The sequence below is a fragment of the Nocardiopsis sp. NPDC101807 genome, assembly GCF_044766605.1.
GTDB lineage: Bacteria > Actinomycetota > Actinomycetes > Streptosporangiales > Streptosporangiaceae > Nocardiopsis > Nocardiopsis tropica.
In genome coordinates this window covers 349,429-375,104 of sequence record NZ_JBIWMK010000008.1, presented here as the reverse complement: position 1 = coordinate 375,104, position 25,676 = coordinate 349,429, and the positions used below count along the sequence as shown (strand labels likewise).

Below are 25,676 nucleotides of genomic sequence, written 5' to 3'. Positions count from 1 at the left end.
GGGAAGGCGTCCAAAGCCGACAGGTCTGCGGGCAGGGCTGCCCGGAGGAGGCCGGGGCGCAAGAGCGCCGGAACCGGCTCCGCCAAGGGCAGGGGGGCCGGGAAGGGCACGGGCCGCACCGCCGCCGGGGTACGGCCCATGCTCACCAGCCGCGCGGCGATCCTGGCCCTCGTGGTGTGCGTGATCGCACTGAGCCTGGCCTACCCGCTGCGCGAGTACGTCGCGCAGCGGGCGCAGATCGCCCAGCTCCAGGAGGACCGCGCGCGCATGGAGGAGAGCGTGCTCGACCTGCGCGAGCGCGAGCAGGAGCTCACCCAGGACGAATACGTCGAACGGGAGGCCCGCGCGCGGCTCCACTACCAGTATCCCGACGAGACCGCCTACATCGTCATCCCGCCGGACTCCGAGGACGACGACGAGGCCGAGACCGGTCCCCGCGAGCCGTGGTTCACCACGCTGTGGCGCTCGGTCGAGGAGGCGGACAGCCCGCCGCCCGACGACGGGCTCTGACCCGCCCCCCCGGGGCGCGGCAGGGCCCGGGGCGGGGCCCGCACCCGAGGGCGGCAGGGGTGCGGGGGCGGCCCTATGCTGGGTTCGCCATGACTTCCGCTGATCAGCCCGTGCCCGGGCACGCCGCCGGACCGGCGGGCGCCCGCCCCGGGGGGCACTCCGAGAACCCGGTCGCCGCACGCGACATCGCCGCCATCGAACTCCAGCTGGGCCGTACCCCGCGCGGGGTGCGCGGGGTCGCGCACCGCTGCCCGTGCGGGCTCCCCGACGTGGTGCGCACCGCGCCCCGCCTGGAGGACGGCACCCCCTTCCCGACGCTGTACTACCTGACGTGCCCGCGCGCGGCGTCGGCCATCGGCCGGATGGAGAACTCCGGCCGCATGCGCGAGATGCAGGACCGGCTCGCGACGGACCCGGAGCTCGGGGAGGCCTACACCAGGGCCCACGAGTCCTACATCGAGGAGCGGGCCGAGCAGGCGCGCCTCGACGGGGTCGAGCCCCTCCCCGAGGGCATGCAGAGCACCGGCGGCATGCCCACCCGGGTCAAGTGCCTGCACGCGCTGGTCGGCCACGAGCTCGCCGCGCCGGGAACCAACCCCTTCGGCGCCGAGGCGCTGGAGGAGCTGCCGCAGTGGTGGGACAGGGGACCGTGCGTGTGCGTCGACGAGGACGCCCGAGAGGGCAGTGAGGGGAACGGGTCATGAGCGGTGTCGCGGCCATCGACTGCGGAACCAATTCCATCAGGCTGTTGATCGCCGACGTGGTCCACATCGACGGCGACGAGGTCCAGGTGGTCGACGTCGACCGGCGCATGGAGATCGTGCGGCTGGGCGAGGGCGTCGACCGGACCGGTGCGTTCTCCCCCGAGGCGCTGGAGCGGACCTTCGAGGCGCTCCGCGGCTACGCCGAGGCCATCGAGGCGCACGGCATCGCCCTGGGTCCGGACGCGGTGCGCATGGTCGCCACCAGCGCGACCCGGGACGCGGCCAACCGCCAGGTGTTCATCGACGGGGTCCGCGGGATCCTCGGGGTGGAGCCCGAGGTGGTCACGGGCCTGGACGAGGCAGAGCTGTCGTTCGTGGGCGCCACGGCCGAGTTCGACGCCGAGGCGGCCGAGGGGGGAACAAGCGAGACCGCCCCGCCGTTCCTGGTGGTGGACATCGGGGGCGGCTCCACCGAGTTCGTCCTGGGGACGGGCCCGGAGGAGGCCGAGAAGGGCGAGCTGGTCCGCGCGGCGCTGTCGGTGGACATCGGCTGCGTGCGCATGACCGAGCGGCACCTGCGCGACGACCCGCCCACGGCGGAGCAGATCGCGGCGGCCACCGCCGACATCGACGCGGCGCTCGACGAGGTCGAGCGGGTCGTGCCCCTGCGCGAGGCGGGATCGGTGGTGTGCGTCGCGGGGACCGCGACCACGGTCGCCGGCATCGCCCTGGACCTGCCCGCCTACGACGCGGAGCGGATCCACCACTCCCGCGTGGGGGCGGCGGACCTCGACCGCATCACCGGGGAACTGCTCGCGGCGACCTCGGCCGAGCGGTCGGAGATCGGCGTCATGCACCCCGGCCGGGTGGACGTGATCGGTGCGGGCGCGCTCGTCCTGTCGCGGGTGCTCGCCCGCACCGGGGCGGACGCGTTCACGACGAGTGAGCACGACATCCTGGACGGTGTCGCCTGGAGCCTCGTGGTCCAGGCGTAGGCGTTCCGCAAGGGGCTTTCGGGACCCCCGAGCAGGGTCCTCCGGGTGAGACGCATCACCCCGGAAGGCCCTTGTGAATGCTTTCACAACCACTCTGACCTGCGTAAACACAAGACATGCAGGTGGGCGGGTGGTCGGAAGGTGATCAGATGTGAACCTTCTCTGTCGGTAGGTGCTTGTGAAAGAATGCACAAGCACCACCCGAAAAGTACGGGTACCCACCACGACGGGGTGGTGCCCCGCTGGAACACGAGAGCGGGCGACCGGAGACCGCGAGACCTTCGCGGCCCCGGACGGGCGCGACAGAAACCTTTAGGGCGGATATGCGATGACCGAGAGCAGGAACTACCGGCTGGTACACGGCGGAGGGGACGAGGCGGAGATCCCGCACATCCTCATCGTCGGCGGCGGTTACCTCGGGATGTACACCGCGAGGCGGCTGGAGAAGAAGCTCGGGGCGGGCGAGGCGCGGATCACCGTCATCGACCCCAACTCCTACATGACCTACCAGCCCTTCCTGCCCGAGACCGCGTCCGGCAACATCTCCCCGCGCCACGTCGTCGTCCCGCTGCGCAAGGTCTTCGACCGGGTCCGCGTCCTGGGCGGGCGCGTCGTGCGCATCGACCACGCCGACCGCCAGGTCCGCTACGAGCCCAACGTCGGCGAGCCCGAGACCATCGCCTACGACCACCTCGTGATGGCCGCGGGCGCCGTCTCGCGCACCCTGCCCATCCCCGGCCTGGCCGAGTGGGGCATCGGGATCAAGACCGTGGAGGAGGCCGCCTACCTCCGCAACCACGTCCTCAACCAGCTCACCATCGCCGACTCCACCGACGACGAGGCCACCCGCCGCAAGGCGCTCAACTTCGTCTTCGTCGGCGGCGGGTTCGCCGGCGCCGAGGCCATCGCCGAGCTGGAGGACATGGTCCGCGACGCGGTCCGCCTCCACCAGTCGATCGACCTCGACGACGTGCGGTTCTACCTCATCGAGGCGGCCGACAAGATCCTGCCCGAGGTCGGCCCCGAGGTCGGGAACAAGGCCCTCAACCAGCTGCGCCGCCGCGGCATCGACGTCAGGCTCAAGACGTTCCTGGAGTCGGCCGCCGACCAGCACATCAAGCTCAGCGACGGCACCGAGTTCGACGCGGGCACCCTCGTGTGGACCGCGGGCGTCAAGCCCAGCCCGGTCGTCGCCGCCAGCGACCTGCCCCTCGGGCCCAAGGGCCACGTGGACACGAGCGAGTTCCTCACCGTCAACGGCGTGGAGAACGCCTTCGCCGGCGGCGACAACGCCCAGGTCCCCGACGGGAACGGCGGCTACTACCCGCCCAACGCCCAGAACGCGGTCCGCCAGGCGCCGGTGCTCGCCGACAACGTGATCGCCTCGCTGCGCAACACCGAGCTCAAGGCCTACAAGCACAAGAACCTCGGCGCGGTCGCCGGCCTGGGACTGCACAAGGGCGCCGCCCAGCTGTTCGGCGTCGTCAAGCTGAACGGCCGCCTCGCCTGGTACGCCCACCGGGCCTACCACCTGTTCGCGGTCCCGACCTTCAACCGCAAGATGCGCGTGCTGTCGGACTGGACGCTCGCCCTCTTCCTGCGCCGCGACTTCGCCGCGCTCCCGGAGATGGCCGAGCCCCGCCAGGCCTTCGAGGAGGCCAGCCGGCCGCAGATCGAGGACGGCCGCCTCCGCCGGGTCAGCTGACCCGGCCCGGCCACGCGGCACCCGCCCGCGCGGCCCCGCCCGAACACACGAAACGACCGGTTTCCCCAGGGGAGCCGGTCTTTTCGTGACCATAACCGGCCAAGCCAAAGCAAAGTGGGCAATCGGCCCGGCCGGTATGATGGGTTCGCCCTCGTAGCCCAATGGAAGAGGCAGGCCCCCTAAAAGGGTCACAAGTGTCGGTTCGAGTCCGACCGGGGGTACCAGTGTCGTCGTGGGGCTCCGCCGTGCCGCCGTGGGGCTCCGCTCCGCTTCGCCCCGGGGTTCGGGCGCCTGGTGGCCGGGGTGCTTCGTCCTCGTCTGCGCCTGCCGCTCGTTCCTCGCTCGCGGCTTGTCTCGTCCTGCAGCACCCCGGCGGCGCCCTCACACACACCCCCTTGGGCGGGGTCGCGTCCTGACTCACACCCCCTTGGGCGGGGTCGCGTCCTGACTCACACCCCCTTGGGCGGGGTCGCGTCCTGACTCACACCCCCTTGGGCGGGGTCGCGTTCTCACCCGCAACCCTCCTGAGGAGAGGGCGGCTGTCACCGGCCACCTCCTGGAGCGGGGGACGGCGCCCTCACGGGCCGCCCCCGGGGTACGGGGGCTACGGGGTCTGCCGCTCCATGAGGAGCTGCAGCTGCGTGAACAGCCGCTCCCCCGGGTCGCCCAGGTCTATCCCGCTCACCGCGGCGGCCCTGCGCACCCGGTACCTCAGGGTGTTGGGGTGGATGTGCAGCCGCTCCGCCGCCGCCCGCGCGTCGCCGAACGCCTCCAGGTAGGCCAGCAGCGAGTGCACCAGGTCGGCGCCGCCCGCACGGTCGTACTCGATCAACCGGCTGACCCTCGGGTCCCGCAGGGACGGGTCCTCCCGCAACCGGGCCAGCGTCTCGCCGATCAGCACCCGCGAGCGCACGTCGGAGATGGTCGCCACCTCCCAGTCCAGGTCCCGCTCCAGGTCGCGGCCCATCGCGTCCAGCACGCGGTCGGCCTCGGCGCGCGAGTCCGGCACGTCCGCCAGCCGCTCCGTCAGCGACCCCACCGCCCCCTGCACCCGCGCCCCCAGGGTCGCGCGCGCCGCCGCCACCGTTTTGCGCGTGAGGGCCAGCACCGACTGCTCCACCCCCCTCCACCCCTCCCTGCCGCGCTCCAGGTCCGGCAGCAGCACGTACACCCGGCCGCCCAGCTCCGTCACCAGGGCGCTGCGGCGGTACGCGGCGGTGTGCACCGACACCAGGTCGATCATCCGGCGTCGGCGCAGCTCGCGGGCGGGCCGGTCGGGACGCTCCTCGCCGACCCCGTCCGGGGCCTCCAACAGCGAGAACGCCACCACCAGCGCCCCGCGGTCGGCGTGCACCTCCACCGTGTCGGCCAGGGCCCCCGCGTCGATCCGCCCCTCCAGCAGGCTCGACAGGAGGTCCTCGCGGAGCCGCAGCCCCGCGCTGGCCTGACTGCGCTGCCTGATCATCTGCAACGCCGTGGTGCGGGCGGCCCCCAGCAGCGCCTCCTCGGCGTTCTCCGCCAGCGGGCTCGCGCCCTCCTGCACCCAGATCGCCCCGAGCGGCTGCCGTCCGGCGTGGATCCCCACCGCAAGGCGGCGGCGGATGCCCAGGTCGGGGTGCTCCTCGATCCGCACCACCTCCTCACCGGCACGCAGCTTGGCGAACACGCCCCACTCCCGCAGCAGCGCCAGGTACGACTCCGGACCGCGCCTGCCCAGCACCGACAGCCGCCGCAGCTCGTCCACCTCCGCGCCGCTGGAGTAGGCCAGCACCCGGCTGGCCGCGTCCTCGATGCTCACCAGGCCGCCGGTCAGCTGGGCGATCGTCTGCGCCATCGAGAACAGGTCGCCGCTGGACTCGCCCAGGTCCTCGACGGCGGTCAGCCGGGCGTCGTCCACGATGCTCTGGCAGACCGCCTGCAACTGGTCCCACCGCACCTCCGCGCGGACCGCCAGCAGGGCGATCCCCGCCTCCCGCGCCTCGCTCCGCAGCGCCTGGAGCTCATCGGTCGCGCCCGGCCTGGGCCGCACCGCGCGGCCGCCCGCCGACGGCGCCTCGTCCTGGGGGTACCCGCCGGTCTTGACGGCGACCGCCGTGGCGCCCTGCTCGGCCAGCGTCCGGACGAGCCGGCGCGCGGCCGCTCCGCGTGCGCCGATCAGCAGCACCAGGTCGCCCTCGCGGACCTCCGCGCGGTCCTCCGGATCGAGGATGACGACATTGTCCACCTGGACATCAAGACCCCCCGGTGCGGCCGCGACGTCCGCGACGGGGTCGCCCAGGGCCAGCAGCAGTCTGCGCAGGGGCACCCCGGTGGAACCCTCCCCGTCGTGGGCGGAGTGACCTGCGAAGACGCTCGTCCGAACTTCCGTCCGGTGCGGGTTGTCGCCAGAGTGGCGGAAGGGGCCTGGTGGTGGGGTGTCAGTGCTCATATGAGTCCCATTTTGTCCCAGTGAACAAATAAGGCGGGTAAAGAGTGGCCTGCCCCACAAGGTTCGCACGGTCTTGTTCTGAGAGCGTTGAGTCAGCTCAACCCTGCTCGTTTCAGGGACATTCTTAACTGGGGAGGTGCCCATGGACGCCGTGACCAACGTCCCGCTGCCGCAGAACGAACCCGTTCTGTCCTACGCGCCCGGCAGCGCCGAGCGCGAAGAGCTCGTCGCCAAGCTGGAGGAGCTCGGCAAGGAGAGCATCGACCTTCCGATGCGCATCAACGGCGAGAGCCGCATGGGCGGCGGAGAGCCCATCGACGTCGTGCAGCCGCACCGTCACACCGCCGTCCTGGGCACCATGCGCAACGCGACCCACGACGACGCCCGCGCCGCCGTCGCCGCGGCCAAGGCCGCCGCCCCGGCGTGGCGCGCGATGTCCTTCGACGACCGCGCCGCCATCCTCCTGCGCGCCGCCGACCTGCTCGCCGGCCCCTGGCGCGCCACCATCAACGCCGCCACCATGCTCGGCCAGTCCAAGACCGCCCAGCAGGCGGAGATCGACGCGGCCTGTGAGCTCATCGACTTCTGGCGCTTCAACGTCTCCTACGCCCGCGAGCTGATCGCCCAGCAGCCCCTCAGCGTCCGCGGCGTGTGGAACCGCATGGAGCAGCGGCCGCTGGAGGGGTTCGTCTACGCGATCACCCCCTTCAACTTCACCGCCATCGCGGGCAACCTCCCCACCGCCCCGGCCCTGATGGGCAACGTGGTCGTGTGGAAGCCCTCCCCGACCCAGCAGTTCGCCGCCGAGCTGACCATGCGCCTCCTGGAGGAGGCCGGGATGCCCCCGGGCGTCATCAACATGGTCACCGGTGACGGCCTCGCCGTCTCCGACGTCGCCCTCAACGACCCCGAGCTGGCCGGTGTGCACTTCACGGGTTCGACCAAGACCTTCCAGCACCTGTGGAAGAGCGTCGGCGAGAACATCTCCTCCTACCGCAGCTACCCGCGGATCGTCGGCGAGACCGGCGGCAAGGACTTCATCGTCGCGCACTCCTCCGCCGACCCCGAGGTCCTGCGCACCGCGATCGTCCGCGGCGCCTTCGAGTACCAGGGCCAGAAGTGCTCGGCCGCCTCGCGCGCCTTCGTCGCCCGCTCCGTGTGGGAGCAGGTGCGCGACGACCTGGTCGCCGAGACCGAGGCCCTCACCATGGGCGACGTGACCGACCTGTCGAACTTCATCGGCGCCGTCATCGACCGCCGCTCCTTCGACAAGCTGGCCAAGGTCCTGAAGGACGCCGAGTCCGACCCGACCCTGGAGATCATCGCCGGCGGGACCGCCGACGACTCCGTCGGCTACTTCGTGCGCCCGACCATCATCGAGGGCACGGACCCGACCAACGACGTGTTCCGCACCGAGTACTTCGGCCCGGTCATCGCCGTCCACGTGTACGAGGACGACGAGTTCGACGACATCCTCAAGGTCGTCGACGAGGGCTCCGCCTACGCCCTGACCGGCGCGGTCCTGGCCAAGGACCGCTCCGCGATCGCCAGGGCCACCGAGGCGCTGCGGTTCTCGGCGGGCAACTTCTACGTCAACGACCGGCCGACCGGCTCCATCGTGGGCCAGCAGCCGTTCGGCGGCGGGCGCGCCTCCGGCACCAACGACAAGGCCGGTTCCGCGCAGAACCTGTCCCGCTGGTCCAGCCCGCGCGCCATCAAGGAGACGTTCGTCGCGCCGACGGTCTCCTCCTACCCCCACCAGGGGTAGCCACGGTTCCGCGCCCCCTCCCGTCCTGAGGGGGTGCGGACCCTCCAGCCCCCCGAGGAATCCACCGGCACCGCGGGGACACCCCCCGGCCGCTGCCCCGTCCGCGCGGGCCCACAGACCCGCGCACGTCTTCTTCGAGGTCACCATGCTTCGTAAGCCCCTTCTGCTCGCCGCCAGGTCCGCGAAGGTCCGCACCGTCGTCGAGCGCACGCCCATGACCCGGGCCATGGTCCACAGGTTCGTGGCGGGCTCCACCATGGAGGAGGCCCTCCCCGCGATCGAGGACCTGACCAGGGACCGCTACGTCACCCTGGACTTCCTGGGGGAGGACACCGCCGACGCCGCGCAGGCCGCGGCGACGGTGACCGCCTACCGGGACCTGCTCGCCGCGCTCGGCGAGGCCGGTCTCGGGGACCGGGCCGAGGTGTCGGTCAAGCTCTCGGCGGTGGGCCAGTTCCTCGACAGGGACGGCGAGAAGATCGCCCTGGAGAACGCCCGCGAGATCGCCGAGGCGGCCAAGGCGATCGGCACCACGGTCACCTTCGACATGGAGGACCACACCACGGTCGACTCCACCCTGGGGATCCTGCGGGAACTGCGCGAGGACTTCCCGTCCACGGGCGCGGTGCTCCAGGCCTACCTGCGCCGCACCGTCGCGGACTGCCGCGACCTGAGCGGCGCCGGTTCGCGCGTGCGCCTGTGCAAGGGCGCCTACGACGAGCCCGCCTCGGTCGCGTACCGCGACAAGGCCGAGGTCGACAAGGCGTACGTGCGCGCGCTGCGCGTCCTCATGGAGGGCGACGGCTACCCCATGGTCGCCTCGCACGACCCGCGCATGGTCGCCATCGCCGGCTCCCTGGCCGAGGCCAACGGTCGTTCGGCGGACGACTACGAGTACCAGATGCTCTACGGGATCCGCGACGCCGAGCAGGTCCGCCTCGCCGCCGAGGGCAAGAGGATGCGCGTCTACATGCCGTACGGCACCGAGTGGTACGGCTACTACATGCGGCGCCTGGCGGAGCGCCCGGCCAACGTGCTCTTCCTGGCACGCTCGCTGGTGTCCCGCAGCTAGCTTGGTGTTTAACCTCGGGCCCGTGACCGGACGACCACCCGGCCACGGGCCCGAGCGCTTCCCGGACGACCGGGGCGGCCACGCGCGCCGTCGCGGGGCTGGCGACCGGACCCGGGGCCTGTGGACGGGTGTGCCGCACGGCCGCGCCGGGGACGCGGCGCCGGCCCGCGTCCCCGGTGAGGAGCTCTTCCGCGCGACGGGGCGCCGTCGGCGGCCCGCCCCGTTTCCCAACGGTGACCTGTCCTGCGGAACCCCGCGTCGGTCCCGTGCGTTACCTTGTGGGCAGCAATCCACGCGTGAAAGGCCATTACTAGACATGCGGATGCGGAGTTCCAACCCCGTCCTCAAGCGGGCACTTCAGCAGGCCCCGGCCGGGGCTCCCCACCAGGGGTACGGCCAGCAGGGCTACGGTCAGCCGGGGTACGGACAGCCGTACCCGCAGCAGGGCTACGGCCAGCAGTACCCCCAGCAGGGCTACCCGCAGCAGGGCTACCCCCAGCAGGGGTACCCGGGCGGTCCCGCCCAGGGCGCCGGCGGCCAGCGGATGACCATCGACGACGTCGTCGTGCGCACCGGGATGACCCTCGGCGTCGTCGCACTCTTCGCCGTCGTCAACTACTTCCTCTTCGACCCCTTCGCCCCGGGCCTCACCCTCGGCCTGATGATCGTCGGCGCCCTCGGCGGCCTGGTGCTCGGGCTGGTCATCGCCTTCAAGCAGATCACCAACCCCGTCGCGATCCTCGCCTACGCGGCCCTGGAGGGCCTGCTCGTCGGCGGGCTCTCCGCGCTCCTGGCCTCCTCCCTGGAGGCGACGACCGGTGACGCGGGCGCGGGCGGCGCCCTCGTGACCCAGGCGGTCCTGGGCACCGTCGTCGTGTTCGCCGTGATGCTGGCGCTGTACAAGTTCCGCATCATCAAGGTGACCGACGGCTTCATGAAGGTCGTCATGTACGCCACCCTGGGCGCGGCCGCGCTCATGCTGGTGAACTTCGTGGCCAGCTTCTTCATCGCCGGCGGCATCGGCCTCCGCGAGCCCAGCCCGCTGGGCCTGGTCGTCGGCCTCGTGTTCGTCGTCATCGCGGCCTGCACCCTCGCCCTGGAGTTCCGGGGCATCGAGGAGGGCCTGAACGCCGGGATCCCCGACAAGTTCGCCTGGCAGTTCGCCTTCGGCCTGACGGTCTCCCTGGTCTGGCTCTACATCGAGATCCTGCGCCTGCTCTGGATGATCAAGACGATCTTCGCCGAGTAGCGACCGTCGGCCGTCCGGCCGACAGGATTCGTCGCGTGGCGAGGGGCCGCCGCCCGGGAGTTCCGGGTGGCGGCCCCTTCGTCGTGTCGCGTGCGGTGTTCGGACGCGGGACCCGTGGTCAGGCGTTCTCGCCGCGCGGAGCGGGGATCGAACGGTTCCTGCGGCGGCGGTCGTGCTCCAGCACGATGGCCTGCGCGTACCACTGGGGGAGCTCGTACTCGTCCGCGAGCCAGTTGGACCTGTCCTGGCAGCGGAGCAGTCCCGGCCCCTTGTCGAGGGCGGCGAACCACTCGTGGAGTCCCCGGCCGGTGACGACCGGGATGCGTTCGATGAGCTTGGCGTGGACCTCCGGCGAGTGGGTTACCGACATAGGCACCTCCGGCAGCGCTGTGGTGTGTGGCACTTACCTGCGACCCTGCATCAGGAACATGTTCCGGACAAGCCCCGGTCGCCAGCTTTTACCTTGCCGGTGCGGGAACGTTCGCCCGGATCCTCCTGACAGCCGATCCCGGATGTGCTGGGGCGGAACCGCCCGTGGTCCGGCGCAGGGGAGGCCCGTCGACGTCCATGGGTGAAGTGTCGTAAATGCCCACATATGCACGAAAGTCCCCCGTCCTCCTCCGGTGCGCGGAGGAGGACGGGGGACCCGGCGGGGCCGGCGCGGACGGCCCCCGGGAAGGTCTAGCTGAGGCGCTCGAAGATCGCCGCCATGCCCTGGCCGCCGCCGACGCACATGGTCTCCAGGCCGAACGTCCTGTCGTGGAACTGGAGGCCGTTGATCAGCGTGCCGGTGATGCGGGCGCCGGTGCTGCCGAACGGGTGGCCGACCGCGATGCCGCCGCCGTTGACGTTGAGGGTGCCGTCGATGTCGATGCCGAGCTGGTCGGCGGAGGGCAGCACCTGCGCGGCGAAGGCCTCGTTGATCTCGACCAGGTCGATGTCGCCGATGGCCATGTTGGCGCGGGCGAGGGCCTGCCGGGAGGCCTCGACCGGGCCCAGGCCCATGATCTCCGGGCTCAGGCCGGTCACCCCGGTGGACACGATCCGGGCCAGCGGGGTGATGCCCAGCTGCGCCGCCCTGGTGTCGCTCATGACGACCACGGCGGAGGCGCCGTCGTTGAGGGGGCAGGCGTTGCCCGCGGTGACGGTGCCGTCGGGGCGGAACACCGGCTTGAGGCCGGCGACCTTCTCGTAGGTGGTGCCGCGGCGGATGCCGTCGTCGGTGCTGACCACGGTGCCGTCGGGCAGGGTCACCGGGGTGATCTCGCGCTCCCAGAAGCCGTTGTCGAGGGACTTCTCGGCGAGGTTCTGCGAGCGCACCGCGAACTCGTCCTGGCGCTGCCGGGAGACGCCGGTGATCTGGGCGACGTTCTCGGCGGTCTGGCCCATCTCGATGTAGGCGTCGGGCAGCGCGCCCTCCTCGCGCGGGTCGGTCCAGGCCGCGGCGCCGCCCTCCTTGCGCTTCTCGGTGCGCGCCCTGGCGTCGGCGAAGAGCGGGTTCTCGTTCTGCGGGTTGTCGCTGCTGCCGTGGGCGAAGCGGCTGACGGTCTCGACGCCGGCGGAGACGAACACGTCGCCCTCGCCCGCCTTGATGGCGTGGTAGGCCATCCGGGTCGTCTGGAGCGAGGAGGAGCAGTAGCGCGTCACGGTGGTGCCGGGGACGGTGTCCAGGCCGAGCTGGACGGCCACGATGCGGGCCATGTTGAATCCCTGCTCGCCGCCGGGCAGGCCGCAGCCGAGCATCAGGTCGTCGATGCCCGCGGGGTCGAGCTGGGGCACCTTGGCCAGGGCGGCGCCGATGATCTGGGCGGTCAGGTCGTCCGGGCGGATGTCCTTGAGCGAGCCCTTGAAGGCGCGGCCGATCGGGGAGCGGGCTGTGGCGACGATGACTGCTTCGGGCATGGGCTTCGTCCCTATCGTTGAGGTGCTGCGTGCGGGCTGTGGGTTCCGGCCTGGCGGTCGGCGCGCCGGGACAGGTCACAGCATGTCTTGTTACCGACCAGTAAACCCGTCGGGAACCTCCGTCCGCCACCCGGGGTCGGCGTTCAGGAGGGCTCGCCCGAAGGCCGTCCGGCGTCCGCCGCCCCCAGTTCCGCGGGGCGCTCCTCGCGGTCGCCGTTCGCCCGCGGCCGGAAGGGGCTCCGGATGAGCGCGGCCCAGCGCCCGCGCCTCCCCGGCGCCTGTCCGTCGATGTGGGCCGCGGCGCGCGAGACCTCCGTGCCCGGGGTCTCGGCGGCGACCACGGCCGCCCGGTCCACCGGCAGGATGCCGCGCGTGCGACGGGCCTCCTCCAGTTCCGGGAGCAGTCCGAGGGCGGCGCAGGCGGAGGGGAGGACGGCGAAGGCGGCCTGCGCGTACCCGCGAGCTGACGGATGAAAACGGTCGGGCCCGAACATCGACGAAGGGTCTGTCCGGAAGTCGTCGGAGAGGATGTCGCTCAGGGAGACGGTGCGGCCGCCGACATCGGTCACGGCGATCGTCTGCGCCGCGGCGAGCTGCCGCGAGGCGCGCCGGGCGATCGAGCGCAGCGGCCAGCCGATGGGGCGGACCGTCCCCAGGTCCGGGCAGGTCGCCACGACCACGGCGGTCCCCCGGCCGACCAGGGCCCGCACGGTCCCGCGCAGCTGTGCGACGGCGTCGTTGGGCCGGATGCGGCGGATGACGTCGTTGGCGCCGATGAAGACCACCGCCACGTCGTAGCGCGAACCCGGTTCCAGGGCCCGTGCGCGTTCGACCTGGGCGGACAGGTTCGCGGACGTGGCGCCGGGGGAGGCCGTGCAGCGCAGGCGCACCGGGCGCTCCGACGCCGCCGCGATCCCGGAGGCGATCAGGACGCCGGGGGTCTGGTCGGCCCTGGCCACCGCGAACCCGGCGGCGGTGGAGTCGCCCATCATCAGCATCCGGAGCGGCGTGCCCCCGCCCTCGCCGTAGACGCCGTCGACCACCGGCCGGTCCCACCGCGTCGTGCCGACCGCGCGGCGGGCCAGCCTCGCCTGGAGGTAGAGGAGGGCGACCGTGCCGCCCCCCACGAGTGTGAGCCCGCCGCCACCGAACGCGGTGGCAGCGGCGATCCGCCGTGCGCGTGCGGCTCGCAGCACAGGACGACCTCCGAGTCCTCGGACCCGCCTGCCCTGGGCGAGCCGGTTACCTGCGAGGTTACCGGCGGGGAACCCCCGGGTCACGTACCCGGGCGGCACACCGTCCGCACCCCGGGGTGAGGGGGAACCGGCGTCCGGGCGACCCCGTCCGCCCACCGTGCGCGCCGGCGGACCCCCTCCCGCCGCCTCGGAGGAGGGCCGGCCCCGGGCGTGCGCGGGCACGGTTCCCCCGCCCGGGGAAGGGGGTCGGACGACCCCGCCGTCCCGTGCGTGCGCGGGCACCGGTCCACGCCGCATTCCGCCCGCCGAACCCCCTGGTGGGAAACGTTAGAGTCGGGGTGAGACGGGCCGGACCGGCCCACGGCCCCGGACTCGCCGCCGGGGCGAGGACCAGGCGGGCCGAAGACCCGGTCGCCACGATGCCGAGGGAGCACAAGTGCGGGTACACGACTCACTGATCGACCTGGTGGGGGACACCCCTCTCGTCCGGTTGCGGAAGGTCACGGAGGGGCTCGCGCCGACGATCCTGGCCAAGGTCGAGTACTTCAACCCCGGGGGGTCGGTCAAGGACCGCATCGCGCTCCGCATGGTCGAGGCGGCGGAGAAGAGCGGGGACCTCCGCCCCGGCGGGACCATCGTCGAGCCCACCTCCGGCAACACCGGCATCGGCCTGGCGATCGTCGCGCAGGAGAAGGGCTACCGCTGCGTCTTCGTGTGCCCGGACAAGGTCGGGCCGGACAAGCTGTCCGTGCTCCGCGCCTACGGGGCCGAGGTCGTGGTGTGCCCCACCACGGTCGCCCCCGACCACCCCGAGTCCTACTACTCGGTCTCGGACCGGCTGGCCGCCGAGATCCCCGGCGCCTGGAAGCCCAACCAGTACGAGAACCGGAACAACCCCGAGTCGCACTACCACGCGACCGGCCCCGAGATCTGGGACCAGACCGAGGGCCGGATCACCCACTTCGTCGCGGGCATCGGCACCGGCGGAACCATCAGCGGCACCGGGAAGTACCTCAAGGAGGTCTCCGGGGGCTCCGTGAAGATCGTCGGCGCCGACCCCGAGGGCTCGGTGTACTCCGGGGGCACGGGCCGCCCGTACCTCGTCGAGGGCGTGGGCGAGGACATCTGGCCCGGCACCTACGACACCTCCGTGTGCGACGAGATCGTGGCCGTCAGCGACAAGGACTCCTTCCTGATGACCCGCCGCCTCGCCCGTGAGGAGGCCCTCCTGGTGGGCGGCTCGTGCGGGCTGGCCGTGGAGGCCGCGCTGCGCGTGGCCAGGGACGCGGGGCCCGACGACGTCATCGTCGTGCTGCTCCCCGACGGCGGGCGCGGGTACCTCGGCAAGATCTTCAACGACGAGTGGATGTCCGACTACGGGTTCCTGACGGCCGAGACGGAGGAGGCCACGGCCGGCAACGTGCTCGGGGAGAAGGGCGGCGAGCTGCCCGACTTCGTGCACAGCCACCCGGACGAGACGGTGGGCACCGCGGTCGCGATCATGCGGGAGTACGGCGTCTCCCAGCTCCCCGTCATGAAGGAGGAGCCCCCGGTCATGGCCGCCGAGGTGGTCGGCTCCATCGCCGAGCGCGACCTCCTGGACGCGCTGTTCGACGGCCGGGCCCAGCTGGACGACACGGTCGAGACGCACATGGGCAAGCCGCTCGCCACGGTCGGCACCGGTACGCCCGTCAGCGACTGCGTGCGCCTGCTGCGCGGCTCCGGCGCCCTGGTGGTGCTGCGCGACGGCAAGCCGGTGGGCATTCTCACCCGCCAGGACCTGCTCGCCCACCTGTCGAGCTAGCAAGCCGCGCCCGCTCCGGCGGGCGGCCGAACGACCGCAGGGCCTCCGGGGCCCCGGACGCGTCTTTCGCGACGCGTCCGGGGGCCCCGGTGCGTGAGTCCCGGGCATATCGACGCATACTCGGACACTGCTAATGTTCGCGGCAGTATTACTGGCAGGTAATAAATGGGAGCACGCGTGTCTCGGCTGTTGTCCTGGATCATCCGCTCCGTCTGGTCCTACGCCCGGAGCAGAGCCGAAATCCGCCCCGGCTCCGCGGCCGCCCGGAAGTTCGCGCGCTTCGGGACGGGCTCCGCGATCGCCTTCCCCACGGCCACCCTCTACGGCGAGCCCTGGATCGAGATCGGCGTGCACACCGTCCTGGGCGGCGACATGACCCTCGCCGCGGGGATGGGCCCGGACTACGACCTGGGCGAGGGCTCCGTCGTGCGGATCGGATCGGGCTGCGCCATCGGCCGCGGCTCCCACATCGTCGCCCACAAGTCCGTGGACATCGGCGACCACGTGTACACGGGCCCCTACGTCTACATCACCGACCAGAACCACGCCTACGCCAACACCGAGATCCCCGTGGGCCTCCAGTGGCCCGTGGACGACCCGGTCAGCATCGGCGACGGCACCTGGATCGGTGCGAACGCGGTCATCCTCCCCGGGGTCCACCTGGGCCGCAACTCCGTCGTGGCGGCGGGCACGGTGGTCCGCCCGGGTACCTACCCCGACCACGCCGTCATCGCCGGCGTCCCCGGCAAGGTGGTGCGCACCTACGACGCCGAACTCGGCTGGGAGCCCCCGCTGCGGGAGACCGGGACCCCCACCCGGGTGCCCACCCCCGTCACCGGCCTGCCCCCGGAGGTCCCGGTGGAGCCGCCGACGCCCGGGTCCGCCACCCGTTTCCCGCCCGTCTGACCCCGGCCGGGCGGAGCGCCCCGGCCAAGGGCTCCTCCGGAGCGCTCCGGCCCAGCTGAACGCGGGTTCCGGGGGGTCCGCGGGCACTAGGGTGGCCCCATGAAGTTCGACGGGTTTGAAACACTGGCCATCCACGCGGGGCAGGAACCGGACGCCGGGACCGGAGCCGTGGTGGTGCCGATCTACCAGACCAGCACCTACGCCCAGGACGGCGTGGGCGGGCTGCGCCAGGGGTACGAGTACTCCCGCACCGGCAACCCCACGCGCGCCGCGCTGGAGGAGTGCCTGGCGGCGCTGGAGGCCGGTACGCGCGGCCTCGCGTTCGCCTCCGGGATGGCGGCGGAGGACACCCTGCTGCGCACGGTCCTGTCACCGGGCGACCACATCGTCATCCCGGGCGACGCCTACGGCGGCACGTTCCGCCTCGTCTCCAAGGTGGTCGAGCGGTGGGGCGTGCGGTGGGACGCGGTCGACCAGTCCGACCCCGAGGCGGTGCGCGCGGCGATCCGGCCCGAGACCAGGGTCGTGTGGACCGAGACGCCCACCAACCCCCTGCTGAACATCACCGACATCGAGGCGGTCGCCCGGATCGCGCACGACGCGGGCGCGCTGCACGTCGTCGACAACACCTTCGCCTCGCCCTACCTCCAGCAGCCGCTGACCCTGGGCGCGGACGTGGTCGTGCACTCCACCACCAAGTACCTGGGCGGGCACTCCGACGTGGTCGGGGGCGCCCTGGTCGTCTCCGACGCCGAGCTGGGCGAGCGGCTGGCCTTCCACCAGAACACCATGGGCGCCGTGCCGGGGCCCTTCGACTCCTGGCTGACCCTGCGCGGGGTCAAGACCCTGGGTGTGCGGATGGACAGGCACAGCGCCAACGCGGAGCAGGTCGTGGCGGTGCTGGAGGGCCACCCGGCGGTCCGCAGGGTCTACTACCCCGGGCTGGACGCCCACCCCGGGCACAAGGTCGCCGAACGGCAGATGCGGGCCTTCGGCGGGATGGTCTCCTTCGCCCTGCGCGACGGGGAGAAGGCCGCGCTGGAGCTGTGCGAGCGGACCGAGGTCTTCACGCTGGGCGAGTCCCTGGGCGGTGTGGAGTCCCTGATCGAGCACCCCGGGCGGATGACGCACGCGTCCACCGCCGGTTCCCCGCTGGAGGTCCCGGCCGACCTGGTGCGGATCTCCGTGGGCATCGAGTCCGGCGCCGACCTGGTGGCGGACCTGCTCCAGGCCCTGGGGGACTAGGACCTGCTCCGGCGGCGCCCGCCCCGGGGCGCCTTCCGCCGTGCGGGCCCTCCGGCGTGGCCGCCGGGCCCGTCACGGCGCCTCTCCGGCACTGCGTCCCCGGTGTCGCGGTCCTTCTGCGGCGGGCTCTCCGCGGGCCCGCCGCGGCGCCCCGAGGGGCTGCCGGCCGGCGTGTTCCCGCGCCGGTCGGCGGGTGCGCCGTGCGGTCGGCTCCGATCCCCGGTTCAGGCCGGGGTGGAGGTGCGGTCCTGGGGAGGTGCGGTCCCGGCGGGCTTCTCGTTGGTGAAGCGGAGTCCGACGACGAGGCTGCCGGTACGGGAGAGGGCGATGGGGTCCTCGCCCCGCAGGGAGCGGTAGGCGCCCCGCCTGTCCCGGCGGCGGATGCCGATGGAGACGGCGAGCAGGAAGCCCACGGCCAGGCCCAGAAGGACGACTCCGACGAGTGTGACGGCGATCGGGATCATGCTGGTCTCCTCAGGGGAAGTCTCTAGCGCTTCGTACGCCCCCGTGCGGGGTGAGGGGGCGCGAGGTGGTGTCTCACGAGTGCTGTATCCGTGGTCGGTGGTGCGCGGGTGTTCGGTCCGGCGGTTTGCGGTCCGCCGTGCGCTGCTCTTTCGGGTGTCTCATCGGCGGCGACACCGTGTACTGGGGGTGGCCTTCACCTACGATAGGTTCAGCAGAACCGGATGGACCTGTTCGGTTGGTGTACCGATCACCTTGTTGGTACAAGCTAGGTTGTTGGTCTAGTACCCCAGCGAGGGCTGAATCATGCGGGCAGAAAGCAGATATCGACAGATCGCGCGGACCCTGCGGCGCGAGATCCAGGAGAGAAGCCTGCCGCTCGGCGGGCAGCTGCCCTCGGAGAAGCAGCTCGAGGAGCGCTTCGACGCCTCCCGCAACACGGTCAGGCTGGCCCTGGGCATGCTGCGCAACCAGGGCCTGATCGTCAGTCGGCCCGGCAGGGGGCACTTCGTCCAGGACGTCGTCCCCGAGACCTTCTACGCCAACCGCTCCAGGGGCGGGCCCGCCGGACTCAACGAGTCCGGCATGACGGGCCAGATGCTGGAGGAGCTCCAGCTCCTCAGCGCCACCCCCGACATCGCGAGCCGCCTGCGCGTGCCCGAGGGCGACATGACGGTCGTCCGCCGGATGTACCGGTTCTCCGGTGAGATCTCGGGCTCCGTCAGCTCCGCCCACTACCCCATGGACCTCGTCAACGGCACCCCGCTCATGCTGCCCGAGGACGTGGAGAGCGCCCTCGCCGTGCTCGCCGACCACGGCCACCGCCAGGTCGGCTTCGTGGACGAGCTCACGACCCGCATGCCCAGCCCCCACGAGGCCGGGCAGCTCGAACTCCCGCCCGGGGTGCCGGTGCTGGAGGTCCACCGGACCGACCTCTCGGAGGACCGGCCGATCCGCGTGGTGGAGACGGTCTACGCGGGGCACAGCATCCGCTACCAGTACGAACACGGCAACATGAACGCCTACCGCCGGGACTGAGCACACGCATGAGCACGTCGAGGAAGACCGAGGTCGCGGACCACCTGCGGGAGGCCCTGGCCAGGGGCGACTACAAACCGGGCGAACGGCTGCCGGGGGAGGAGGAGCTCGCCGAGCAGCTCGACGTCTCCCGCGCCACCGCACGCCTGGGCATGCGCATCCTCCAGGACGAGGGCCGCATCGCCATCCAGGCGGGCCGCGGGGCCTTCGTCGCCGACCACCGCCCCATCGTCCACCTCGCCACCCCCATCACGGGCGGCAGCGACTCCGAACGCTTCGACGCCGGCTACCAGCCGCACCTGCGCGAGGCCGGATACGACCAGATCGACGAGAAGATCAAGGTCAGCCTCGACACCATGCGGCCCAAGGTGGCCAGGCGGCTCCGCCGCGGCGACGCGGAGGAGGGCCCCCACGGCGGGCTGGTCGTCATCCGGGCCTCCGACCGGTTCGTCGAGGGCAGCCTGTGGCAGTCCCAGGTGACCCACTTCCCTTTCAGCATCGCGAACAACACCCCCCTCATGTCCCCCGACCGGCTGGAGCAGGGGGTGGCGGCAGTGCTCCAGGACCTCGGCTACCGGGAGGACTGGAACTGGGACGTCGTCGGCGCCCGGATGCCCTCCCAGGACGAGGCCGAGTCCTTCGGCCTGGGCCCGGGGATCCCCCTGCTCGTCCAGGAACGCGTCGCCTACGACGGGGAGACGCCTCTGCGGTTCACCGAGACGGTCATGCCCGCCAACCGCCACCAGCTCCTCTACTCCGGGGGCCAGGCGCCCGAGGAACTCCTGCTGATGGCCTCGGACGTCAACATCTTCGAGCGCTGACCCGCCCTCCGCACCGGGGCCGCGCGGCGGGACCCCGCGAGCGGGGCTCCGCCGCGCGCGGCACCGAGCGGGAAGGCACGACCCGCCCTCCGCACCCCTGGCCGGAGCCGCCGGTCCGTGCGCCCCCGGGCGCCGTCTCAGCCCCGGCGCCCCAGGTAGCGGTCGACCACGAGGGGGCCCAACCCCTCGGCGTCGGCGCGCACCACCCGGACGCCCCGGCGCCGCTCCACGCGCCCCAGGAACGCGCGCAGCCGCGGATCGTCCGCCAGGACGAAGAACGCGACCTCCGCGCCCTCCCGCAGCGCGGCGTCCAGCTCGGCCAGCGTCAGCTCCTCGGTGCGGGGCTCCGGCGGCCAGGAGAACCGGGCTCCGCCGTCCTCGCCCAGGTGGGCGGTCGGCTCCCCGTCGGTCACCACCATCACCTGCGGGCGCAGGTCGCGGTGGCGCCGCAGGTGGCCGCGCGCCAGCCGCAGCGCGTGGTGCAGGTTCGTTCCCGGGACGCGGCTCCAGTCGTGGGCCGCCAGCTCGGCCGGGGTCATCTCCCGGGCCCTGTCCCCGAAGCCGACCAGCCGCAGCCTGTCCCGGGGGCGGCGGACCCGGACCAGCGCGTCCAGGGCCAGGGCCGTCCCGGTGGCGGCCCCGTGCAGAGCGCGCGTCGTCATCGAGTGCGACAGGTCCACCAGCAGGGCCACGGCGGCGGCCTCCGCCGGTTCGGTCTCCACCACCCGTACGTCCTGCGGGCGCAGGACCGCGGAGCGCTCCCCGGGCCGCGCCCGGCGCACGACCGCCTCGCGCGCCGTGGCGACCGCGTCCAGCGCCAGGTCCCCGGCCTCGTCCCGGGGCAGGTGGCCGCCGGTCGCCTCGCCGCCCGGTCCGGCGCCGCCCCGGAGGCCGCCGCCGCGGACGCCGCGCCGGCGCCCCGCCGCCTCGATGTCGCGCAGGGCGAGTTCGCCCAGCCGGCGGATCTCGCGCGGCCCCCAGTCCGGGGCCCCCGTCCGGGGCCGCTCCTTCCCGGCGCCCTCCTCCGGTGCGGCCGGGCCCCCGGGGGCCTCCGGGCGGGAGGACCCGTCCCCCCACCCGTCGGCCGGGACGGTGCCCGGCCCGTCCGGGGGCACAGGGCCGTCCTCCCCGTAGCTGAGCCGCACCCCCTCCAGGGCCGGAGGCTCCGACCCGGCGGCGGGGCCCGCCCCGCCGGCCGGCCGCTCCCCCGGGGAGGCGGACCCGCCCGGGGTCCGGGGCTCCTCCTCGGGCCCGTCCAGGGGGTCGGGCCCGCCGTCGTACTCCCGGTACCGGAACCTCACCCGCGCCGCCCCCGATCCTCCCGGCCCGCCGGCCGGGCGCGTCGGCCACGACCCTACGCCCGGTGCGCCCTCCGGCGGCGCCGGGCCCGGGGACCCGTGGCCGCCGGAGCGCCGGTCCGGCTAGAAGCGGTAGACCCCGCCGCCGGGCAGCACGTCCTTGGACAGGCGGCGCTCCAGGTACAGCCCCTCCAGCGCGAACTCCACCACCGCGGCGGCCAGGCCGGGCGTGGGAGGCCCGTCCTCCGACTCCGGGGCGGCGCCGGCGATCATCGCCGCGAGCCCCGGTACGGCGCCGACCCGGCGCAGCAGCTCGTCGGCGGCCACCAGGTCGCCCGACTCCACGACGGCTCCGCCGGAGAACCGCTCGACGAGGGCGGCCAGGTCCGCCCCGCCCAGCCGCTCCCGGAACGCCTCCGCCGTCGCCCGTCTCAGCAGGGCGTGCAGGACCTCCGGCTCCCGGCCCTCGGCCCCCAGCTCGAACTCGACCTTGCCCAGCAGCGGCTCCACCGCCGCGGCCAGGTCGCACACGCGCGCCACCGGAGCCTCCCCGCCCCTCAGGGCGGACCGGCGCAGCGCCGACGCCGCCGCCGTCTCGGCCGCCGCGACGGCGAAGCGCACGGACACCCCCGACCTGGCGTCCACGTGCTTGGAGGCGCGCACCAACCGGGTGAACCGCGCCGCGGTCTCCCACACGTGCGCGGGCACCGCCGTCCCCTCCGGCAGCACCGCCTCCTGGCGCACCAGCGCCAGCTCGTCCTCCAGCGTGAGCGGGTAGTGGGTCCGCACCTGCGCGCCGAAGCGGTCCTTGAGCGGGGTGACGATCCGGCCCCGGCTCGTGTAGTCCTCGGGGTTGGCGCTCGCGACCACCAGCAGGTCCAGGGGGAGCCGCAGGCTGTAGCCCCGCACCTGGAGGTCGCGCTCCTCCAGCACGTTGAACAGGGCCACCTGCGCGCGGGCGGGCAGGTCGGGGAGCTCGTTCACGCAGAACACGCCGCGGTTCGCGCGCGGTACGAGGCCGTAGTGGACGGTCTCCGGGTCGCCCAGGGAACGCCCCTCCGCCAGCCGGGCCGGGTCCACGTCGCCCACGAGTTCGCCCACCCCCGTGTCGGGGGTGCCGAGCTTCTCCCCGTACCGCTCCCGCCGGTGCCGCCACACCACGGGCAGGCGGTCCCCCTCCTCCGCCGAGCGCCGCACGCACACCGGGCACACCGGCGCGTAGGGGTGGTCGTTCACCTGGCACCCGGCGACCGCCGGTGACCACTCGTCCAGCAGTCCCACCAGGGAGCGGATCAGCCGGGTCTTGCCCTGCCCCCGCTCGCCGAGCAGCACGAGGTCGTGCCCGGCCAGCAGGGCGCGCTCCACCTGCGGGAGCACCGTCGAGTCGAAGCCGAGCACCCCGGGGAAGCGCGGTCCGCCGGAGCCCATCAGGCGGAGCAGGTTCTCCCGCACCTCGGCGGAGACGGAACGGTGGACGTGGCCGTGCTCGCGCAGCGCCGCGCGGGTCCGGGGGAGTTCGGGGGGTGCGCTCACCCCCCGAACCTATCCGCAACCGGGGCGGGGCGACGGGAGTATCCCCCGCCCGGGGTTTCCGCGGCCCGGCTGGGGAAAGGGACCCCGATCAGAGCGTCCCCTTTCGGCAGCCCCGCCACCGGGGCCGGTGCCCGGTCCCGTTCACCGGAGGATCCCCCGGTGGCCGCCGGGATGGAAGAATGGGACGTGACGGTGGAGTCCTGCGAACGGCCGCGGTGGCCGGCGAAACCGGAGGTGGCGGCTGGTGGCACGGTTCGGCAATGCACTGACGACGGGGGCCGACCTCGTGAACGCGGCCGAGCGCGCCGTCCTCGGCGCGCTGGAGCAGGTCGACGGGGCGGCCGACCTGGTGTGCTTCTTCGTCTGCGGCGCCGACCCCGAGGAGGTCACCCTCGCGGGCAGGCGCGTCATGGCGCTGGCGGGGGGCGCGACCACCCTCGGGTGCAGTTCCACCGGGGTCATCGGCGGCGGACGGGGCGTCGAGGGGCAGGGCTCGGTGAGCGTGTGGTGCGCCGGCCTGCCCGGGGTGGAGATCACCCCGTTCCGCCTGGACACCGTGATCGAGGGCGACCACCTCGCGGTCGTCGGCATGCGCGAGCCCGGCCCCGACGACCGGGCCGCCATCCTGCTGACCAACCCCTACGAGTTCCCGACCCAGGCGTTCGTGCGCGAGTCCACGGTCGCGCTCAACGGCCTGCCCCTCGTCGGGGGCATGGCCGACGGCATGCGGGGGGAGGAGTCCGTCCGCCTGTTCTGCGACGGAGACGTCGCGGAGCACGGGGCCATCGGCCTCCTGCTCGGCGGCGCCAACGTCCTCGGCACCGTCGTCAGCCAGGGCTGCCGCCCCGTCGGCCCGGCGATGACCGTCACCAAGTCCGAGGGCAACCTCATCCTCGAGCTCGCGGGGGTCAACGCCTACGACAAGCTCGAGGAGCTCGTCGAGGAGCTCTCGGACGAGGACCGCGAACTCGCCGGGCACGGCCTGCACCTGGGCATCGCCATGGACGAGTACGCCGACCACCACGGGCAGGGCGACTTCCTGATCCGCAGCGTGGTCGGGGCCGATCCCGAGCTCGGCGGGCTCACCGTCGGCGACATGGTGGACGTCGGCCAGACCGTCCGCTTCCAGGTCCGCGACGCGGGCACCGCGGACGAGGACCTCGCCCGGCGGCTCGCCGACTTCGGGGCGGAGCACGCCGTCGGCGCCGGACTGCTCTTCTCCTGCAACGGCCGCGGGGCCTCGCTCTTCCCCCACGCCGACCACGACGTCCTCGCCGTGCACCGCGTGCTGGGCGTCGAGGCCGTCGCCGGCTTCTTCGCGGCGGGGGAGATCGGGCCGGTCGGCGGCGTCAACCACGTGCACGGGTTCACCGCCTGCCTGCTCGCCTTCGCCTAGGGCGCGTTCCGCGGCCCGTCCCTCCGCCGAGGCCCCGTGTCCGCGGCGGGACCGGCCGGGGGCGCAGGACCGGCCGGGGCGGCCCCTCGTCGCACCGGCAGCGCCCCGGCCGGCCCGTCGGCCGTGCCCGGCTGCGAGCCGGACTTTTACTGCCGTAACACCAACACCCGCCACAAGCTCCTTGAGCGTGCGCACACCAGGGCGCTTACTGAGAGTTACTGATTTGATCACTCTCGGTGTTTGGTGAGGGAAGGTACAGATGTCGGACAGACGGTGCGGACGCACCACCGCCCAGACCCTGGCGGCCCTGGGCGCCGCGGCCCTCCTCGTTCCCCTCGCGGCCCCGGCGCCCGCCTTCGCGGAGGGCGGCTGGCTGCGACAGGACCTGGACTCCGCGGACCGGGTCGGCCTGGTGCTGGAGGCCGGCGCCCTGCGGGCGGACGGCGCGGAGGCGGACGGCGGCGGCGCCTCGCTGCGCAGGGAGGGGCAGCACGGCCGCACGGGCCTGGCGACCTTCCCGGAGCAGACCCTGGACGGCCCCACCGACTCCGTCGACGTGCGGGTGCGGGCGGACGGGGACGTCGAGCACCTCCTGGCCGAGGTGCGGGGGGTCCGCCCGGACGGGATGTGGACCGAGTGGTACCCCGCGCCGGGGAGCGGCGGCCGGGTGACCCTGCCCGAGGACGTCACCCAGGTGCAGCTGCGGGTGGAGGTCGGGGGCGGTGACACGGCCCTCACCGGCCTGCGGGTGCGCCCGCTCGCGAGCAGCGCGGGCGGGCCGGACGGTGGGGGCCGGGAGGGCGGCGCCCACGGGGCCCGGCCGGCCGAACCGTTCTCGGCGCGGCTCTTCGCGACGCGCATCGGCCTGGTGGGCGGGACCACCGCCAACGGGCACACGGTCCGGAAGGACGACCACTTCGTGGCCCTGCCCTCCCGCCGGGGCCTGGCCACGCGGGGCGGTGGCGAGTACACGGTGCGGGTCTGCACCACGGGAGCACTGGGACCCGAGGGCAAGGACGACCCCAAGCACGAGCCGCGCTGCTCCTACCTCCCCGTCTGGGACGTGGGCCCCTGGAACACCGGGGACGACCACTGGAACGAGGACCGCGAGTCCTGGCACGACCTGGAGCGGGGGCGCCCCCAGGCGGAGGCGGCGTACTCGGACGGGTACAACGGGGGGCTGGACGGGTTCGGGCGCAAGGTCCGCAACCCCGCCGGGATCGACCTGGCCGACGGCGCCTTCAGGGAGGGGCTCCAGCTGCCCACCAACGCCTGGGTGGAGGTCGACTACCTGTGGACCGCCGAGTACCGGCAGCGCGCGGAGATCACCACGGTGACCCAGAGCGACCCGGTGGTCGTGCGCGGCGGCCCCGGCCTGGAGCACGACCCGGTGGGGCTCGCGGCGCACAAGGCCAACGTGGACGTCGCCTGCCAGGCGGTCGGGGACGAGGCGACGGGCCCGTTCGGCACCAGCAGCGCCTGGTACCGGATCGGCCCCGGCAACTACGTCCCGGCGGCGTTCGCCGACGGCGGCGCCGACGCACCCGACTGCGCCCGCCGGTAGCCCCGGCACGGAGGCCCCGGCGCCCCGGGGCCTCCGCCGGGAGCGGCGGACCGTGCCGGGGACGGGCCCCGGGCCGTCCC

At 73.4% G+C, this 25,676-nt stretch carries 21 protein-coding genes and 1 tRNA gene; 15 read left to right on the top strand and 7 right to left on the bottom strand.

The features are described 5' to 3' along the window. Positions 1-138 precede the first annotated feature (138 nt). The 5 genes from ACIRPH_RS25065 to ACIRPH_RS25045 all read left to right on the top strand — a co-directional run bounded on the left by ACIRPH_RS25065 (position 139) and on the right by ACIRPH_RS25045 (position 4,138). Complete coding sequence (locus ACIRPH_RS25065; protein WP_402918571.1) at positions 139-510, top strand: septum formation initiator family protein; 372 nt, start codon at positions 139-141, stop codon at positions 508-510. Positions 511-599: 89 nt separating this feature from the next. Continuing rightward, on the top strand, positions 600-1,214 hold the full coding sequence (locus tag ACIRPH_RS25060) for a DUF501 domain-containing protein (protein ID WP_402918569.1): 615 nt from the start codon (positions 600-602) through the stop codon (positions 1,212-1,214). Beyond that, on the top strand, positions 1,211-2,209 hold the full coding sequence (locus ACIRPH_RS25055; RefSeq protein ID WP_402918567.1) for an exopolyphosphatase: 999 nt from the start codon (positions 1,211-1,213) through the stop codon (positions 2,207-2,209). The genes ACIRPH_RS25060 and ACIRPH_RS25055 overlap by 4 nt, the downstream gene beginning before the upstream one ends. Positions 2,210-2,537: 328 nt before the next feature. Further along, entirely contained in the window at positions 2,538-3,914 is a 1,377-nt protein-coding gene (locus ACIRPH_RS25050) for an NAD(P)/FAD-dependent oxidoreductase (RefSeq protein ID WP_402918566.1), read from the top strand. A 147-nt stretch (positions 3,915-4,061) separates the two neighbouring features. Further along, positions 4,062-4,138 (top strand) — tRNA-Leu (locus ACIRPH_RS25045). A 380-nt stretch (positions 4,139-4,518) separates the two neighbouring features. On the opposite strand, the gene ACIRPH_RS25040 is transcribed toward ACIRPH_RS25045, so the two are convergent. Further along, the gene (locus ACIRPH_RS25040; protein WP_402918565.1) at positions 4,519-6,342 is read right to left on the bottom strand and encodes a helix-turn-helix domain-containing protein; all 1,824 of its coding nucleotides are present in this window, start codon (positions 6,340-6,342) and stop codon (positions 4,519-4,521) included. Positions 6,343-6,484: 142 nt separating this feature from the next. Between ACIRPH_RS25040 and pruA the strand changes: the two genes are divergently transcribed. The 3 genes from pruA to ACIRPH_RS25025 all read left to right on the top strand — a co-directional run bounded on the left by pruA (position 6,485) and on the right by ACIRPH_RS25025 (position 10,431). Then, on the top strand, positions 6,485-8,110 hold the full coding sequence (pruA, locus tag ACIRPH_RS25035; RefSeq protein WP_402918563.1) for an L-glutamate gamma-semialdehyde dehydrogenase: 1,626 nt from the start codon (positions 6,485-6,487) through the stop codon (positions 8,108-8,110). A 145-nt stretch (positions 8,111-8,255) separates the two neighbouring features. Next, complete coding sequence (locus ACIRPH_RS25030) at positions 8,256-9,182, top strand: proline dehydrogenase family protein (protein ID WP_402918561.1); 927 nt, start codon at positions 8,256-8,258, stop codon at positions 9,180-9,182. A gap of 316 nt (positions 9,183-9,498) precedes the next feature. Further along, on the top strand, positions 9,499-10,431 hold the full coding sequence (locus ACIRPH_RS25025; protein WP_402918559.1) for a Bax inhibitor-1/YccA family protein: 933 nt from the start codon (positions 9,499-9,501) through the stop codon (positions 10,429-10,431). 118 nt (positions 10,432-10,549) lie between these two features. Here the strand turns inward: ACIRPH_RS25025 and ACIRPH_RS25020 are convergent, their stop codons facing one another. The 3 genes from ACIRPH_RS25020 to ACIRPH_RS25010 form a co-directional block, all read right to left on the bottom strand. Continuing rightward, positions 10,550-10,801 carry a DUF4287 domain-containing protein gene (locus ACIRPH_RS25020; RefSeq protein ID WP_267946572.1) on the bottom strand — a complete coding sequence of 84 codons (252 nt, stop codon included), beginning with the start codon at positions 10,799-10,801 and terminating at the stop codon, positions 10,550-10,552. A 311-nt stretch (positions 10,802-11,112) separates the two neighbouring features. Further along, complete coding sequence (locus ACIRPH_RS25015; RefSeq protein ID WP_402918556.1) at positions 11,113-12,333, bottom strand: acetyl-CoA C-acetyltransferase; 1,221 nt, start codon at positions 12,331-12,333, stop codon at positions 11,113-11,115. 143 nt (positions 12,334-12,476) lie between these two features. Further along, a complete protein-coding gene (locus tag ACIRPH_RS25010; protein ID WP_402918554.1) occupies positions 12,477-13,529 on the bottom strand; it encodes an SGNH/GDSL hydrolase family protein in 1,053 nt (350 codons plus the stop codon). Positions 13,530-13,965: 436 nt separating this feature from the next. Here ACIRPH_RS25010 and ACIRPH_RS25005 point away from each other — a divergent pair, with 436 nt between their 5' ends. From ACIRPH_RS25005 to ACIRPH_RS24995, 3 genes are all read left to right on the top strand, one after another. Continuing rightward, positions 13,966-15,333 carry a cystathionine beta-synthase gene (locus ACIRPH_RS25005; protein WP_402918552.1) on the top strand — a complete coding sequence of 456 codons (1,368 nt, stop codon included), beginning with the start codon at positions 13,966-13,968 and terminating at the stop codon, positions 15,331-15,333. A 165-nt stretch (positions 15,334-15,498) separates the two neighbouring features. Next, positions 15,499-16,239 (top strand): acyltransferase, encoded by a 741-nt coding sequence (locus ACIRPH_RS25000; protein WP_402918550.1) that lies wholly within the window; start codon positions 15,499-15,501, stop codon positions 16,237-16,239. 99 nt (positions 16,240-16,338) lie between these two features. Next, positions 16,339-17,484 (top strand): cystathionine gamma-synthase, encoded by a 1,146-nt coding sequence (locus ACIRPH_RS24995; RefSeq protein ID WP_402918548.1) that lies wholly within the window; start codon positions 16,339-16,341, stop codon positions 17,482-17,484. 224 nt (positions 17,485-17,708) lie between these two features. Here ACIRPH_RS24995 and ACIRPH_RS24990 read toward each other — a convergent pair whose 3' ends face one another. Beyond that, a complete protein-coding gene (locus tag ACIRPH_RS24990) occupies positions 17,709-17,948 on the bottom strand; it encodes a hypothetical protein (protein ID WP_402918546.1) in 240 nt (79 codons plus the stop codon). A 304-nt stretch (positions 17,949-18,252) separates the two neighbouring features. Between ACIRPH_RS24990 and ACIRPH_RS24985 the strand changes: the two genes are divergently transcribed. Both ACIRPH_RS24985 and ACIRPH_RS24980 read left to right on the top strand, forming a co-directional pair. After that, entirely contained in the window at positions 18,253-18,984 is a 732-nt protein-coding gene (locus tag ACIRPH_RS24985) for a GntR family transcriptional regulator (RefSeq protein ID WP_402918545.1), read from the top strand. A gap of 8 nt (positions 18,985-18,992) precedes the next feature. Further along, positions 18,993-19,805 carry a GntR family transcriptional regulator gene (locus ACIRPH_RS24980; RefSeq protein ID WP_402918543.1) on the top strand — a complete coding sequence of 271 codons (813 nt, stop codon included), beginning with the start codon at positions 18,993-18,995 and terminating at the stop codon, positions 19,803-19,805. A gap of 137 nt (positions 19,806-19,942) precedes the next feature. Here ACIRPH_RS24980 and ACIRPH_RS24975 read toward each other — a convergent pair whose 3' ends face one another. Together ACIRPH_RS24975 and ACIRPH_RS24970 are read right to left on the bottom strand one after the other, a co-directional pair. Next, positions 19,943-21,106: a VWA domain-containing protein gene (locus ACIRPH_RS24975; protein WP_402918541.1), complete on the bottom strand. Its 1,164-nt coding sequence runs from the start codon at positions 21,104-21,106 to the stop codon at positions 19,943-19,945. Between the two features lie 120 nt (positions 21,107-21,226). Then, entirely contained in the window at positions 21,227-22,636 is a 1,410-nt protein-coding gene (locus ACIRPH_RS24970; protein ID WP_402918539.1) for a sigma 54-interacting transcriptional regulator, read from the bottom strand. 244 nt (positions 22,637-22,880) lie between these two features. Here ACIRPH_RS24970 and ACIRPH_RS24965 point away from each other — a divergent pair, with 244 nt between their 5' ends. Next, positions 22,881-24,032, top strand: coding sequence for an FIST N-terminal domain-containing protein (locus ACIRPH_RS24965; RefSeq protein WP_402918537.1), 1,152 nt, complete (start codon positions 22,881-22,883; stop codon positions 24,030-24,032). A gap of 259 nt (positions 24,033-24,291) precedes the next feature. Next, positions 24,292-25,596, top strand: a complete 1,305-nt coding sequence (locus ACIRPH_RS24960; RefSeq protein WP_402918535.1) for a hypothetical protein — start codon at positions 24,292-24,294, stop codon at positions 25,594-25,596. Positions 25,597-25,676: the final 80 nt, after the last annotated feature.